The sequence below is a fragment of the Pectobacterium aroidearum genome, from assembly GCF_015689195.1.
Taxonomy (GTDB): domain Bacteria; phylum Pseudomonadota; class Gammaproteobacteria; order Enterobacterales; family Enterobacteriaceae; genus Pectobacterium; species Pectobacterium aroidearum.
This window is the reverse complement of the sequence record NZ_CP065044.1, coordinates 3,984,763-3,999,647: the sequence shown is the minus strand read 5'-3', so window position 1 is coordinate 3,999,647 and position 14,885 is coordinate 3,984,763. Positions and strand designations below refer to the sequence as shown.

Below are 14,885 nucleotides of genomic sequence, written 5' to 3'. Positions count from 1 at the left end.
CATAGGAGATTGCCGCATGGCGTGCCATGTGGAAAGGATTATTCGGATAAAAAAGCAAGAAATGGCGAGGAGGATTACACGCTGTCGTGTCATCTGCTTGGACGGATATTTCAGCGGCAGGTTATGCCGCTGTTACACCTTAATAATAATCGCCGTGCCGATAGTCCCAGGTGGTGAAGGTGTCAGACAATAGTGACATCACCTTGTCCACATCCAGCCCCTTGCGTATCAGCGTCGGGCATGGATACACGCTTCGTCTGCCTTTCTGTTCCGGTATCAACTGGCCGTCCGTATCCACCATCGATACCATCACACCTTGCTCATAGCGTGTGTCATGGGATTGATGCGGCTGGATAGATTTCACGTAATCGTCGGCTTCGATAATCAGATCGGCAAAAGCACTGATACGTTCACCGATACCCTTCACCTCGCCTCGGTTTCCTTTGCCTGATGGATTGGCTGAACTGGCAAAGGTTAATTTACCGTACCCTTCCCACAGCGCCTGCGTGAGGATTTCACTCGGTTTGCCGAATTTAATCACGAAGCAACTGGTTTTACGATCGTCCATCATTAGCGCTTTCGAGCCGTCTTTAGGGATCTGCGCTAAGGCCTCATCGCGCCAGGGAAGGATGCAGCCTAGCAGCACATCGGCGTCCCAATGGCGTTGATATAACCGTTCGATTTCTGGATTCAACTGCGCCAGCGCTTTCAACTGCGTGAGGGAACCACACAGCACGACGCCCGGCTTGTTGCGGTTGCGCTGTTTGGCGTCAAACTTGCGCTCCAGCCCGACCTTGTCTGAAGCCATGATGATGTAACCCACTTTGGTTGGCGAAACGATGATTCCCCCGCCGCGTGACATCACTTGCACGGCATCATGATGCAAACCGCCATTCCAGTGAACGCTATTTCCGCTCATGTTTACCCTCCGCTTGCAGAGAAAAAAACCTGAGCTTCACCGTGTACCATGTATTCGCATCACAGATTTGTTCAAAAAGTAACCATAAATGACGATGGAAATAGCAACATCGGGGGGGAGCCGAATGAAAAAGCAAGAGTGGGACGTGTACCCAAGGTCGCTTCGGTTTAGCGTTAGCGCATGGCATGACTTTCAGTAATAGTAAGATTGGCAGTAATGCCGAGATGGGAGTGAGGTGTACAAATGCGTAACGATACGATGCTGGGTGGTACGCCGTTTCAGGATGCCGACTCGCGCTGGCAGGCGGTAGTGACGCGCAATAGCGCGGCTGACGGTTGCTTTATCTATGCGGTGAAAACGACGGGGATTTACTGTGCGCCTTCCTGTGCGTCGCGCCAACCCCGACGTGAAAATGTGGTGTTTTTCGCGACGACCGATGAGGCGCAGGCGGCGGGATTCCGTCCGTGCAAGCGGTGTCGTCAGGGAACGCTTTCGCGGCAGGAACAGCAGGCGCAGCAAATTGCCCACGCGTGCCGGATAATTGAGCAGTCAGAGTATCCGCCGACGCTGGCAGTGCTGGCTCAGGCCGTGGGGATAAGCGCGTTCCATTTTCATCGTGTGTTTAAAACCTTAACCGGCCTGACGCCCAAACAGTATGCCAGCGGCCACCGTCATCGCCAGCTACGTGAAAAACTGGTGGAAAAGAGTGCCGTAACTGCAGCGATTACGGCAGCGGGCTATGACGCTAGCGGGCGTTTTTATGCCGAATCGGGCGCGCATTTAGGGATGACGCCAACGGCGTTTCAGAATAAAGGGAAAGGGATGACGATCCGCTTTGCTATTGGCCGCTGTTCACTCGGCGAGGTGCTGGTGGCGGAAAGTGAGAAGGGGATCTGCGCGATCCTGCTGGGAGACGATCCTGAACCTCTGATCAACTCGCTTCAGGAGATGTTTACTCACGCACAGCTGATCGGCGGCGATGCGGCGTTTGAGCAACGGATGGCGCAGGTTGTCGGGTTTGTCGACGATCCGGCTATCGGGCTGACGCTGCCGCTGGATATTCGCGGTACGGCATTCCAACAGCGTGTCTGGCAGGCGCTGCGCGCGATCCCCGCAGGAGAAACGTTGAGCTACCGTGAGGTTGCTGAACGCATTGGTGCGCCAGCCGCCGTGCGTGCGGTCGCGGGTGCCTGTGCGGCCAACCGACTGGCGGTTGCGATTCCCTGCCATCGCGTAGTCCGGCACGATGGGGCGCTATCTGGCTATCGCTGGGGTGTTGTACGTAAACGCGCCCTGCTGGAGAAAGAGCGGTTGGATAAAGAACAGTTGGATAAAGAGCGGGTGGAGAAAGAGCAGGGCACGCATCCGCAAGGGGAACCGTTATCGTGAATTTTGACTTATTTGCTGATGAAGCGCCGCGTCGCTGGACGGAAACGCTGGCTTCGGGGGCGTTTATCCTGCGTGGGCGCGCTTATGACGACGCCCCGGCGTTGCTTGCGGCCTTGCAAGCCGTCACCGCGCGTGCGCCGCTGCGGAATATGGTGACGCCAGGCGGCTTTGTGATGTCGGTGGCGATGAGCAACTGCGGGAAACTCGGCTGGGTGACGGATGAACGCGGCTATCGCTATACCTCACACGATCCACTGAGCGGAGAGGCGTGGCCAGTCATGCCGGAAGTCTTTTCCCGGCTGGCACAGCAGGCGGCACGTGAAGCTGGTTTTGCTGATTTTGAACCGGATGCCTGCCTCATCAACCGCTATGACGTCGGCACGCGCATGTCTCTGCATCAGGATAAAAACGAACGGGACTTTCGCCAGCCGATCGTGTCCGTCTCGCTGGGGCTCAGCGCGACGTTCCTGTTTGGCGGCATGGCGCGCAGTGATAAAGCGCAGCGTGTTGCGCTGACGCATGGCGATGTGGTGGTCTGGGGCGGTGAATCACGGCTCTATTTCCACGGCATTCTGCCATTGAAAAGCGACAGCGTGCCGGAAGGGATGTCCGACGAATGCCGTTTTAACCTGACATTTCGTAAAGCCGGATAGGCGAACCACAGGGATGCTTCCCCTGTGGTTCCGCCGTGTCTCTCGATGCTCAAACGATCGAGACTAGGTTTAAGGGTAGGGCTTATTTTTTGCTGAACTTCATGTAATCGAGGGCGCTTTCTGCCGCGATACGACCGGAGTTGAGCGCAAAGCCAAACGTGCCGCCGCCTAACAGCAGATCATAGGTATCGCCATACATACCGGCCGCATCGTTACCCGTGACGTACAAACCCGGAATGACCTCACCGGATTTATCGATTGCCTGCATTTTCTCGTCAATCTTCACGCCGCCGAGTGTGCCCAGCGCAGCAGGCTGCATTCTCACCGCATAGAACGGGCCGGTTTTTACCGGACGCAGGTAATCCATGTTTTTGTTAAACACCTCATCCCGCTTTTGTGCCGCAAACTGGTTGTTTTCTTCCAGCGTATGCTTCAACACGCTGGCATCAACGCCCATCTCTTTCGCCAGCCCGTGACTTTACCGTCTTTCACGACCAGATCTTTACCCGCCGTTTTCACCAGCGTGGTGACATCCATACTTTTAAACTGCTCGTGGAATGTCTTGATCAGGTGGCGTCCGTGGCCGGGGCCGTCAATCACATGCCAGGTCAACATACCGCCGGGGCCACCGGGGCCGATGTATTCAAATTTGATGCCTTTCGACTTCACCCACTCAATGGTGTCTGCGGAACGGTTTACGAAGGCGCGAACCACGAAGGGATTGGCCATCCAGTGGCTGTACTCCATGATGGTCTTAAAGGCCATATCGGGCGTCACCACGATTCCCTGACGTTTCTGCATGCTGCTGTTGGCCGCGAAGATGCCTTCGGCAAAATTACCTGTGCCACCGACAACAGGCTGTTTTTCCAGTAAGAAAGACGATTTTTGCCCCTTTTTCCGCGGAAGCTATGGTTGCCGAGGTATCAGCCGCACCTGCCCCGATGATCACGATATCGGCGCTTTTCGGGATTTCCGGCTTTGCTGCGTCCGCCGCTTGTGCGGTAGACCAGCTCATCATCGAGAGACAGAGCGTCGCGAGTACACGTTTTCTGAAGCGTTTCATGATGTTTTCCTTGATGTGATTAATATTCTTACAACACGGTGTGTGACCGCCGCGTTCCCGCTGCCGTGTTTCGCGTATTGAGAGCGTTGCGTGTGGAGAACCGGGCGGTATTAATTCGCTTTGGCCTGTGAATACGTGTCTTCCGACGCCTCTTTTACCGCCTCGCTGGCTACCAGCACATCAGCGAGTGTATGCAGGACGGTGCGCTGGTCGCGGCGGCACACCATCTGATGCTGCGTGAGCAGGCACCGACGCTGCGTACGCAGGGGGTCGATCTCGCCGCCTATGCGGATGCTGGATTCGATCCGCTGGCATCTGGCGAACGGCAGCCGTTTTGATGCGCTGGCGCTCGGTGTGGCGGGGTGGATGCGTTATGTCGGTGGTATAGATGAGCAAGGGCAACCGATTAAAATCAGCGATCCGTTGAAAGAGATGATTGCTGAAACCGTGCAACACAGCGTAGAGGGTGAAAGCCGAATCGCGGCGTTGCTGACGCTGACGGCGATTTTTGGTGAGGATTTACCGAAGAACCCCGCTTTTGTAGCGTTGGTGACGCAGCACTATCTGTCATTGTTAGCGAAGGGCGTGAAAGAAACGTTGCAGAAGATAGTCTGGTAGACCGAAAAGCGCGGCGAGTTCGGTAACACTGACACTCGCTGCGCTAAGCGTGTATCATAAGCGCTAAATTTCTTGGCTAAGCACAGAGGCATGGACACCTCTTTTCAGATTAACAACCGCGAACCAGTTAACCAGCAAATTTATCGCGTACTGCGTAAAGACATTGTGGAATGCAATATTCCGCCGGGTAAGTTGCTGTCTGAAAAAGAAATCTCTGTGCGTTTTGATGTTTCCCGCCAGCCGGTTAGAGAGGCCTTTATCAAGCTGGCCGAAGCCGGGCTGGTGCAGATCATGCCGCAGCGCGGTACGTTTGTGATGAAGATCTCCGAGCAGCGCGTGGCGGATGCTCGCTTTATCCGTCAGGCGCTGGAATGTGCCATTGTGCGTCGGGCAGCCGAAATGGTGACAGATGAGCAACTGCTAACATTGGAGCACAACTTACGCCGTCAGGAACTGGCCGCGCAGAATGAACAAGTGCGCGAGTTCCTTAGCCTTGATGACAGCTTCCATCAGCTTCTGATACAGATTGCTAACTGTCCGCTGGCGTGGGAAACCATCGAATCGATCAAAGCAACGATGGATCGCGTGCGTTTTCTCAGCCTGAGTCAGGTTTCTCCTCCGCCAAGCCTAATCCAACAGCACTACCTGATTTTTAGCGCCCTGAAAGCGCGCGATCCCGATGCGGCGGAAAAAGCGATTCGTGAGCATTTGCAGGAAATGATCTATTCGATCACGCCGATTGCGCAACAGAATAGCGATTGGTTCGAGCACGCCTGAGTAGCTGCCGCGTTAAATAATCTCATGGGAAACACTCGCTGAAGCCATTGTCCTCAGCGAGTGCGGGACGTCATCCTATCCTGTTATCGCTATCACTGCATTGGCGTTTTACGCGCCCCGTTTTCATGGTTTACTACCTCAGCGCGATAACGCCGCAATTTCACTGCCGCTCAAGGCACCATCATAAATTTTGAAATAATCATATCGGCCTTTCATATAAGGATCGGTCGGGTATTGAGAACGCCCAAGATACGCGGCATTCAGCTCACCAAGTTGATAAGGTGCCTGAGTGAACGTGTCGCTGCGCGCCACTTCGGTACCGTCAATATAAAGAACGGCGACATTATCCGACATTGTCATTGCGGCAGTGACCCAGCGACCAAGTGGGAAGGTATCCGTCGTGCTTTCAAAGGCCTCCATCATATAGCCATGGAGAATCGACATTCGGAAGGACATCTTTCCGGCATTACTAAACGGTAACAGCGCGATCCAGCGACGGGTGCCGGAACCCATGTCGAAAATACGCGCCCAGACTCGCCTGTCGTCAGCACAGAAGCGGGTAACGACGGTGAAATCTCCCAAATTCTCCATCACTTTTCCGGGCAGGCTGACATAGCCATCGACGCCGTCTAAAACCAATGCAACGCCGGAGCCGTCTGGCCCCGTTCCCCAAGTGGCTCCGCCGTGTAAAGTGCTGTTTCCCCATTTTCCTGTGCTGTCAGCCAGCATGGTTCCCGAACCTTCATTGAACGCCAGATGGAAAATTTCTTCTGCTTTGATCACGACACTGACTGTATTAGACGCTGAGGTTTCCGCGCCATTTACAATAGCCTTAACGCGATAGTCATAGCGGGTTGCGCTGGTAGCGATGTCTTGATCGGTGTAGGTCAGAACATCGGTAATGTCGTAAGCGATGGTGCTAAATGTGCCATTCACCGAGGCTGAACGCTCAAGCGTATAGCTGGTGGCACCGACGACACCCCACCATGACAGTTCAATGCGTTGTCCACGGCGATAAGCGGTTAACCCCGTGGGTTTCAGGGCAGCGTTCTCGACGGCCAGTTCGCGGGTATACAGCAACGTTCCGTAGCCCGTACCATCGCCGCCGCCGCCGTTTTCTGGTGAAAGTCTCTGCACTTGTTTATAGACGTAGGGCGTATCAATCCCTTTGCGTTTGGCGTAGTGGTTATAGATGGTTTCCCAGCAGGGTCGGTTGTTCCCTTGACTCACCGTGCCTAACCCTTCCATCCAGCCGTGTCGGTTACGATAGGTTTTCCACGGCACGGAATGATAGGCACCGCTTGTGTCGGCAAGATTCGATTTCGCGACATATTCGGCACCCGCGAGAAAACGGTTGTTGGCATAGCCGTAAATATCGTCTCCCTGATTCCACGCCATTTCACAAAATGCCACACCTAAGCTCATTCCTAGCGTGGTATGCCCCTGATCGCGGCCGCTTTCTTGCCACTGACCCAGATAGCCGGGGTGTAAATGAACCACGGCCTGCATGCCCGCACCGTTGCCCTGGCCATATTTGTAGTAATCAAGCGCTTCCTGATAGATATCCGGCCGGTCACACAGCACGCCAATCGCCAATATGTTGGCAATGGCACACTGATCCCAGTTAGCCCAATAGTTGGTGATGTCCGCGCCATTATGAACGTCTAAAAAATTACGCGACATCGGATAGAAAATGGTCAGCATCATGTTCTGGAAACGCTCAAGGTCAACCTTGGCCCAGCCGGAGTAAGTGCGCATAATTTCTGCGACGTTAGCAAACTGGTAACCGTAGATACCCGCGGCTAACCAACGGTCTGCGTTGCCTGTGATTGTTTTTAGAGTAGAAGACCACGCGTTGAGATATCGCAAGGCTTCATCAGCATAGGACGTGTCCTGTGTGATTTTCCAACGTACCGCCAGACGATAGGAACGCTGAACGTCGATATATAAAATCGGGAAATTTTGCCCATTGCCCCCACGTATCAGCGTTTCTGCTGCACGAGGGTTGGCACCTTTCTGCGAATACGGATCGGCAATAAAAGGCGCCCATGCTTCTGTCCAGGGGCTCTCTTTTCTGGCGAGCTTTTCTCGAATGCGAGAAAAATCCTCTTCGGTATGCAAGAGACCTGGGTGCGAGAAGGTTCGATCTTTGGCATAAATTGAGGGCGCAATAGCGCCTGTTGCCACTGCGGCGATGGCTCGAGTGAGAAAATTACCTTTGAATTGCCCTAATAATCCACTGAAAGCCACGCTCGTTCCGGCTTGTAAAAAGCGGCGGCGAGGCAATGACCCCGGCTTTTCTGCTTTAGCGTGTGAATCAATAGATGTGTTTGAATTCTCGTTGTGTCGCTGTTGCAGTATTTTTTTCATGGCAGTTTAACTTCCCTATTTAACATGTGTGTTGAATCACTTCATCGATTACCAACACCGTGCCGGTTTTCCATAACCTGTCGATTATTAAGCAACGGAAAAAGGCGGTGTGATTCCCTTGTTGCTCTGTATCTGTATTTTTTGATCTGTGGTGCATACCGTGTGCTGAAAATAAGGCTTTCTTTATTGAAGTGTCGAGGGAAATCGTGCTAGAAAAAGTTTTGATCTGTATTGCGGAGAGGTATGGGAAGCACGCATTGATTTTTGTATGAAAACCAATGCGCGTAGCGTGTTATATCAGCCTTTTTGGGGCGTTTAGCATGGGCCTCCGATGGAGACCCATGCTGCGCGCTATCTTATTGAAATCGCTATTTCAGCGGTTGAGCCAGATGAATCAACCACAGCTCGTTATCGGCTTCTGGTTTCTGCAACGGTTTGATTTCCAACGTCGTATCGACCGCCTTTCCGTCTCGCGTGAGTTTGCCGTCGGCGGTGACCTGATAGTCGTCCGCTTTGTCTTTTGCTTTCACGGGAGAGTGCAGAACAGATTGCAGGCCAAAGTCGTTGTCGTTAATGACGGCCAGCGTTTGTTTATCCACCAGCGCCAGACCTTCTACTTTCTCCTGCTGCCAGCCGAGCTTACGCAGATCCACCAACTCCTGCTTGTGCGCTAGCGTTATACCGCGCTTTTCCAACTGCGCGAGGTCGTCAAATTCTGGCGATTTACCATCGGCATCGAATGGCGTCAGGTCACTCGCTTTACTGAGATCGACCAGATAGATGCGATTCTGCATCTGCTTGTCTTTATCCGCACCTTGCTCGACCAGCAGGATGCGTTGATTATCCAGAGCGACGATATCGCCAATCTTGGCATCTTTTGCTTTCTTATAGCTGTCGATGTTGATGGGGTAGCCCACCATGCGGCTGGTTTGCGTTTCCGGGTTAAACATCACCAGACGCGTAAACTGCGCTTTGTTTTTGGTTTTGCCGTCGATATCCAGCGTACTTTGCACGGCCATGACAATCGTACTGTCCGGCAGGCGAGTCAGCCCTTCAAAGCCCCGATTCGGCTGACGCCACTTGATGATGTTTGGTAAGCCGCTGGCAACGGAGTGCTCATTGCCCGTAGGCGTTGGCCCAAATTTTTGCAGAATTTTCCCGCTGGCATCAATATGGATCAGGAACGGGCCGTATTCGTCACACAGCCAGAAGCCACCTTTACCATCCGGCGTGATCCCTTCGGTGTCCAGCCCGCGCTGGCTGGTGCTGAGCGGTTGTAACGCGTCATTCAGCGCCACTTCGTTGGTGGTACCGATAAAATCCGCAGGCAGTGGCAGGCCGGTGATGTTGCCCTCGGCATCGTGCAGCGAGCGTGGGTTTATGGCTTCGGCAGCTTTCGCGCTCACCCGAATATCCATAATTAGCGGTGCATAATCGGGGCTAGCGAAGATTTTGGCCTCTTTCTCTCCGACCAACGGCGCATCGGCGTTCGGGCCACGATCGGTGATGGTAGTGAACATTAGGTCATCGCCTTGTTTGCCCGTGAAGTAAAGACCAGAGCCGATACCGACAGGCAGAGCGTTGGGAAAATTTTTGGCGAATTTGCCCTGATATGAAACATGATCGCTGGCCGGGAAGGTGACGACATAACGCGTCACTTTTTCTCCTTCGGCCTGAACGCTGAACGGCAAAAATCCGGCAACCAGCAGTGCTAACAACGTGTGTTTCATGGGGGGCTCTTTTGATATGAGTCGATTTGACAGAAGTATCGTCGGAGCATAGATAATAGGTATGTCAGTTCTGTGATCGCACTCCTGATTTTGCAAGGAAAGATGCGATTTTCATGGCATATCGTTGCTTAGGGAGGGGGAGCTATCCTTTTCCGCGTGGTTTCCTGAAGGCGAAAAAGAGCTGTAGCGTGTTGCACAGCACCAGGAAGGCGGTGACGATGAAAACCCAGCGGAATCCCATCATGGCGGACACACCGGAACCGACTAGCGGCCCCAGTACGTTACCCAGATACATAAATGACTGGTTATAGCCGAAGATTCGGCCTGTTACCTGCTGGCTACTGTATTTGACTAATAGCGCCTGTACGGTTGGCATCAGCGCGCCATCGGCAAAGCCCAACATAAAGCGCAGGATACCGAGTTGGGTGGGGCTTTGTACCGCTGCCATGACGAGGAACAGTAGTACGCTGATCGCCAGTGCGGCGATCAGGACGCGGTGTGCGCCGATCCGGTCACCTAAACGACCCAGACGCGGTGCAGATAGCAGAGCGGATACGCCGGGAATGGCGGCAATCACGCCGCTGATAAAGGCAATGTTGTCCGTGCCGGGCGTCAGATCGCGGATGAACAGCGTTAGAATAGGGCTGATGGAGCCGTTCGCCATCTGGATCATCATCGTCGTAATAAACAGACAGATAATCAGTGCCGGATACGGCAGGGAAGCAAAGACGGCTTTCCCGCTGAGTCGATTCTCTTTGGTGACTTTAACCACGCTTTCTTTAATCGCGAAAAGCGTAATCAGGAAGCTGGTAAACAGCATGCCGCCGGTGATGAAAAAGACGATGCGTAGCCCGATGTAGTCGGCCATAAAGCCGCCGAATAAGGGGCCGAGAATGACGCCGGCGATCTGCCCGGTCGATAACATGCCCAGCGCCCAGCCGCTTTTTTCACGCGGAACCTGCGAGGCGATCAGCGCCATTGCATTGGGAATGTATCCAGAGGTCAGCCCCATGAGCGAGCGCAGGATGAACAAGTGCCACACGTTGGTTGCCAGCCCTTGCAACGACATCACGATCGCCATACCGAGTGCGGCGCGCAGCAGCATGAGCTTGCGGCCTTTACGGTCGGCGAGGCTTCCCCACAGTGGCGCAACGATGGCAGAGATCAGAAAAGACGAGCTGAAGATCAAACCGGACCACAGACTTAGTGACTCGTGCGAATTAACGCCAAGCTGCTCAATGTACAGTGGCAGGAAGGGCAATATCTGGCTCATGGCCAGCCCGGTGAAAAAGCATCCCAGCCAGGCAGAGAAGAGGTTAAGTTTCCAGGTTTCCATGGGGGGTCGGAACGAGCCTTCATCAGCGAATAACCAATGGCGAAACCGTGGTGACTGCGCGTGAAGAAAAGTGTGCTAGCTGACAGTGAATAGCGCTCAATTAATAACGTGCAGTGACTAAAATTTCGTCTTTCATCATGAGCATAGCATAGCTCATGGCGTATTGGTCACTGAGGGTAATGATTCGCAACAAAAGAAAATCAGCGTGAGTAGTGCGCGGGTTGGAGAAAGAGTGTCGGTGAATTTCGTTGTGTGATGTTCATCACAAAAAATTGGCTTTTGCTCAACAAGGCTTGTACAATTCATCGCCATAAGGCAGGTCGCTGCCAGTAAGACAAGAGCAATCCCATCGCGTCATTAGAATAACGAGCTAAGTAAAACCAAGGTGAAAAAAGTGCGTAACTTCTTTAAAAAAATGCTGGCGGCTTACCTGAATACTTATAAAGACGTGCCGCCTGGCGCACTATTCTAAGAATCTGTGCTATGCAAACAGGCCGCCATCATGGCGGCCTGTGTATTTATGGGGATCCGAGAACCGACGTAACATGGTTCTGAGCCGGTTCCCCTTTTTGTGGTGATATTACTTCGTGCTGTAGACCGGAACGGCCGTCACTTCTGGCACGGCTTCGGTCAGGTAAGCACCGGCTGCGCTGCTTTTGACTTCATTTCCATCAATAAAGCCATAGAACACACCCTGCGACGCGGAAACGCCGCGAATTTCTGCATCTCCACGCATTTGTGCATTGCCTGACAGAACGATCCCATGTTCAAAGGCGCCTGGCCCCTTGAAGATCGTATGCAGTCGCGCGTTATCACGTACAACGGTATTACCTTGTAACACTGTTAGGCCGCTAACAACTGCGCGTCCTTCTACCGTTCCGTTAAGGATCGTCGCTCGATCTTCAATTCTAGCGTTATCCCTCACGGTCCCTCCGATGACGCGAGCATAAGGCCCAACGTACGCAGTAGGAGCGACATTTGCGGCGTTGGAAACCCAGCCACCGCCGTTTGGATGGCGAGAGCCGTTATCGGTTGGATTCGGTGCGCCTGGCTGACTACCTTCCGGCCAGACGCCGGTGAAATCTGCCATCCACGGGTAGCGATACAGAGAGTAGTAAGCCTGATCCCACTTGATCTTCTGCATTTGCGACGGTGTCCCCATGACCACCATGTAAATGCCGCGATCGTCCTGACGGATAGTGAAGTTTTTCACCGTGGCAGACGCGCCGCGTTGTAGTTCACTGTAGCGAGAAACGCCGTCCGCACCGATAGCAACAATCCCCCAGCGCCAGTCGGAATTAGGCTGTGGTATGGTTGATGGGTCGTTCTTCAGCCCCGGGAAACGGGTAATCGCAGGTTTGCTTTGGACCATACCGCGGAATTTGACGGTGATTTTCGTCGCGCCGCTTTCCGGGATTAGCCGAACGATGTTGTAGCCCAGTTGTTGCGGAGCTTGATCGAACGGTACGGAGAAGCGTCGCAGGTTAGCGCTGGCACCGACAACGGGTTCAAGCGTTGTGGTTCTCAGCAGGCGATCGGCATTGCTGAGCGAGGGTTGTACCGCACCATAGCCGCCGTAGATTGAACGGTAAACACGGCCGCGGTCAAAACCGTCTGGATCGATATAATCCCAGTTAACGTTGTGCATCGCCCAGTCGCCGAAAACATCGTTGAATTCAGACTGGCTCCACCCCATGTTAGTACGCAATACCGAGAAAGGATCGACGGTAGATTGGGTACTGTCACCTGATTTTGGCGCTTTTGACCACATATCGTTGATGATGCCATAGCCAAAGCGATTCTTCAGATATTCCATAAACTGCCAGTTACAATAACGGTCGCGTGTTGACCCCAGATAGAGATGCGGATAGTTGACCAGCATTTCTGAGCATAAAGCTGATGTACTGCGCAATTCATCTAACTGATTGGACATCCAGTCAGCGTGCGACTCCCAAATCCAGCCAACATAGTTATCGCCGCCTTGACTCTGGAAACCACCGGTTTGCCCTTGCAGCGCATGGGCGAATTCGTGTGCTAATCCGCCAATTTCTTTAAGGGCTGGAGGGGAAATCCACATCCCCATGTTACCGCTGCTCGGAATAATACCGCCGTTCAACCCAAAAGTAGGATCGATATGGATGCTGGCCTTATATTTGACCGTCTGCTTGCAATAAGGCTCGGGGAATTGAATTTGGTTAATATACTTATCCCAAATTTTTTCCAGCTTCTGTCCGGCAGAAATAGCATCATTAAGATTAACGTCGTTATTATTCCAACGTAAGGCAAAGTGCTCAGTCTGGTATTTCACTGGTGGCATATCATTGACAATATTATCCACCTGCCAGTTACCCGCGACACAAGCCTCGGCGGCGTTTGCCGTATTGACCATTAAGGCACCGCTTAAAACAAGCAGACAGTTTAATGGCGTGAGAAGTGTTTTTATTTTTGGCATAAATCCTTTTCCTAGCATGAATATTGCTAATCAGCCTTATTATTTCGCGAGAGGGAATTTCTCGTTGATAGATAAGGCCCATCCCAAGGCCATCATGGCCTATATCCGTCATGCTTCAAACTGCCTGAGCGTCACCGCCTGAATGCAGCTTGAATTATTCAGGAGCTAATTTGCTTAAGTAAAAATATATCGGCCTCTATGAAAAGAGGCCGATTGGATTATAGATGAATTTTATCTTGTTACCTATTTCATTTTAAATTTTTGTTATGCTCTGGTTTCCTAAAATACACATGGTTATTGGTGTAATGCTTTATTATCCAATAAATCAGGCTGGCTGCCAGTATCGAATTAAACGCCGGTACGCCCCACTCAAAGGCTAATCCAACGATAGCACCGACAATGCTGGCAATAATAGCAGGCCAGCCAATCAGCGGTGTTTGTGCGCTGTCAGGTAATTGACCTTCGGCACGACTGGCATCGAGCAGCGCCCTGTGGGTTCGTAAAATATAATAATCAACCAGCATCACGCCGATAATTGGGGGGAACAGCACGCCTAATAGCGTCAGGAAATCGATAAAGCGATCCAGAATACCGGCGACGGAAAGCAGGGTGCCAATGAGGCCAATCACCAGCGTGATCGAGACATAGCGTAATTTTTTCCCCGTGACGCCTTCTATGGCATTGGCGATTCCTAAAGAGGAAGAATACAGGTTGATATCGTTCACTCTCAATGTCGAAAATATGACGGCAATCAGCCCGATGCCACCAGCCGCCTGGGACATGATCGTCACAACGTCTGCGGTATTGAGCGCGCGGGCGATAATGATGGCAAGGCCATTCACAATAAATTCCCCGACGATAATCGACAGCATCGTCATCCAGAAAACGTGTTTTCCTGTTTGGGAATAGCGCGTCATATCAGGCGTAATTAAGCTGGCGACGATGCAGCCGCCTACGACCATCGTCGCCCCTGCGCTAATCGAAATCGCCGCGCCGTTAGGTGCCGAGGCGATCAGTTCAGCAATATTGTGACCGGAGAGCGTCATGATCGAAATATAGCCGACGACAATAACAAACATCGGTACGGCAATTTTGGCTGTGAAGCGTAATGCCCTGAAACCAAAGGCAACCAGCAGCGTCAGCGCAATGCCGGACAGGGCGGCGGACCAGCTAAAACCGAGTTTATCTGCCATTGCGAAATTGAGCGCTTTGGCGAATACGGCATTCTGGACGCCGAACCAGCCGATGAGGCTAACGGCGATGACCAGCCCAATCAGGACGGAACCTATACGGCCAAATCCGCACCAGCGTGCGAGCAGGCTGCCGGACATACCTTCTTTCATTCCCGCGTAGCCCAGTCCCACGGTCACCACACCAAAAATGGCGCTACCAATAAAGATGGCGAGAAATGCCTGGCTTAGCGTCATGGAATGGCCGAGTACTGCACCTAACATAAACTGGTCCAGGGCAGTTAACATGCCGATGTGGACTAATGCCACATTTAAAAAAGGCAGCCGGACACTCAGCGGAACACGGCTGACGGGGTAATCATCTATTTTTTCCATATGGATATGTTCT

The 14,885-nt window shown here is 52.7% G+C and carries 10 protein-coding genes and 2 pseudogenes; 5 read left to right on the top strand and 7 right to left on the bottom strand.

All coding sequences use genetic code 11. The features are described from left to right. Window positions 1-139: 139 nt before the first annotated feature. The gene (locus I2D83_RS17860; RefSeq protein ID WP_205947031.1) at window positions 140-919 is read right to left on the bottom strand and encodes an L-threonylcarbamoyladenylate synthase; all 780 of its coding nucleotides are present in this window, start codon (window positions 917-919) and stop codon (window positions 140-142) included. Between the two features lie 243 nt (window positions 920-1,162). Between I2D83_RS17860 and ada the strand changes: the two genes are divergently transcribed. Together ada and alkB are read left to right on the top strand one after the other, a co-directional pair. Beyond that, window positions 1,163-2,308: a bifunctional DNA-binding transcriptional regulator/O6-methylguanine-DNA methyltransferase Ada gene (gene ada / locus I2D83_RS17855; RefSeq protein ID WP_205947030.1), complete on the top strand. Its 1,146-nt coding sequence runs from the start codon at window positions 1,163-1,165 to the stop codon at window positions 2,306-2,308. Further along, on the top strand, window positions 2,305-2,961 hold the full coding sequence (gene alkB / locus I2D83_RS17850) for a DNA oxidative demethylase AlkB (RefSeq protein ID WP_205947029.1): 657 nt from the start codon (window positions 2,305-2,307) through the stop codon (window positions 2,959-2,961). Before ada ends, alkB begins: the two co-directional genes overlap by 4 nt. Before the next feature lie 82 nt (window positions 2,962-3,043). On the opposite strand, the pseudogene I2D83_RS17845 reads toward alkB, so the two are convergent. Beyond that, window positions 3,044-4,024, bottom strand: a pseudogene (locus I2D83_RS17845) (FAD-binding protein). 161 nt (window positions 4,025-4,185) lie between these two features. On the opposite strand from I2D83_RS17845, the pseudogene I2D83_RS17840 reads away from it, so the two are divergent. Both I2D83_RS17840 and I2D83_RS17835 read left to right on the top strand, forming a co-directional pair. Further along, a pseudogene (locus I2D83_RS17840) lies at window positions 4,186-4,642 on the top strand (mannitol dehydrogenase family protein); the annotation flags it as partial. Between the two features lie 90 nt (window positions 4,643-4,732). Beyond that, window positions 4,733-5,419 carry a GntR family transcriptional regulator gene (locus I2D83_RS17835; protein WP_205947028.1) on the top strand — a complete coding sequence of 229 codons (687 nt, stop codon included), beginning with the start codon at window positions 4,733-4,735 and terminating at the stop codon, window positions 5,417-5,419. Between the two features lie 138 nt (window positions 5,420-5,557). Here the strand turns inward: I2D83_RS17835 and I2D83_RS17830 are convergent, their stop codons facing one another. From I2D83_RS17830 to I2D83_RS17820, 3 genes are all read right to left on the bottom strand, one after another. Continuing rightward, window positions 5,558-7,789: a LamG-like jellyroll fold domain-containing protein gene (locus I2D83_RS17830; protein ID WP_181846957.1), complete on the bottom strand. Its 2,232-nt coding sequence runs from the start codon at window positions 7,787-7,789 to the stop codon at window positions 5,558-5,560. 368 nt (window positions 7,790-8,157) lie between these two features. Beyond that, a complete protein-coding gene (locus I2D83_RS17825; RefSeq protein WP_181846956.1) occupies window positions 8,158-9,519 on the bottom strand; it encodes an esterase-like activity of phytase family protein in 1,362 nt (453 codons plus the stop codon). Between the two features lie 142 nt (window positions 9,520-9,661). Then, window positions 9,662-10,855 carry a multidrug efflux MFS transporter gene (locus I2D83_RS17820; RefSeq protein ID WP_205947027.1) on the bottom strand — a complete coding sequence of 398 codons (1,194 nt, stop codon included), beginning with the start codon at window positions 10,853-10,855 and terminating at the stop codon, window positions 9,662-9,664. A gap of 415 nt (window positions 10,856-11,270) precedes the next feature. Here I2D83_RS17820 and azuC point away from each other — a divergent pair, with 415 nt between their 5' ends. After that, window positions 11,271-11,327: a stress response protein AzuC gene (azuC, locus tag I2D83_RS22605; RefSeq protein ID WP_125176151.1), complete on the top strand. Its 57-nt coding sequence runs from the start codon at window positions 11,271-11,273 to the stop codon at window positions 11,325-11,327. A gap of 108 nt (window positions 11,328-11,435) precedes the next feature. Here the strand turns inward: azuC and I2D83_RS17810 are convergent, their stop codons facing one another. Both I2D83_RS17810 and I2D83_RS17805 read right to left on the bottom strand, forming a co-directional pair. Continuing rightward, window positions 11,436-13,307, bottom strand: a complete 1,872-nt coding sequence (locus I2D83_RS17810) for an Svx/AvrXca family virulence/avirulence protein (protein WP_194431666.1) — start codon at window positions 13,305-13,307, stop codon at window positions 11,436-11,438. Between the two features lie 248 nt (window positions 13,308-13,555). Next, window positions 13,556-14,872: a cytosine permease gene (locus I2D83_RS17805; protein WP_205947026.1), complete on the bottom strand. Its 1,317-nt coding sequence runs from the start codon at window positions 14,870-14,872 to the stop codon at window positions 13,556-13,558. Window positions 14,873-14,885 lie beyond the last annotated feature (13 nt).

What these genes read in the sequence shown, in the direction of transcription:
- I2D83_RS17830 (WP_181846957.1), bottom strand. Translation starts at nt 7,789, where the DNA reads ATGAAAAAAATACTGCAACAGCGACACAACGAGAATTCAAACACATCT.
- ada (WP_205947030.1), top strand. Translation starts at nt 1,163, where the DNA reads ATGCGTAACGATACGATGCTGGGTGGTACGCCGTTTCAGGATGCCGAC.
- I2D83_RS17860 (WP_205947031.1), bottom strand. Translation starts at nt 919, where the DNA reads ATGAGCGGAAATAGCGTTCACTGGAATGGCGGTTTGCATCATGATGCC.
- I2D83_RS17825 (WP_181846956.1), bottom strand. Translation starts at nt 9,519, where the DNA reads ATGAAACACACGTTGTTAGCACTGCTGGTTGCCGGATTTTTGCCGTTC.
- I2D83_RS17835 (WP_205947028.1), top strand. Translation starts at nt 4,733, where the DNA reads ATGGACACCTCTTTTCAGATTAACAACCGCGAACCAGTTAACCAGCAA.
- I2D83_RS17805 (WP_205947026.1), bottom strand. Translation starts at nt 14,872, where the DNA reads ATGGAAAAAATAGATGATTACCCCGTCAGCCGTGTTCCGCTGAGTGTC.
- I2D83_RS17810 (WP_194431666.1), bottom strand. Translation starts at nt 13,307, where the DNA reads ATGCCAAAAATAAAAACACTTCTCACGCCATTAAACTGTCTGCTTGTT.
- I2D83_RS17820 (WP_205947027.1), bottom strand. Translation starts at nt 10,855, where the DNA reads ATGGAAACCTGGAAACTTAACCTCTTCTCTGCCTGGCTGGGATGCTTT.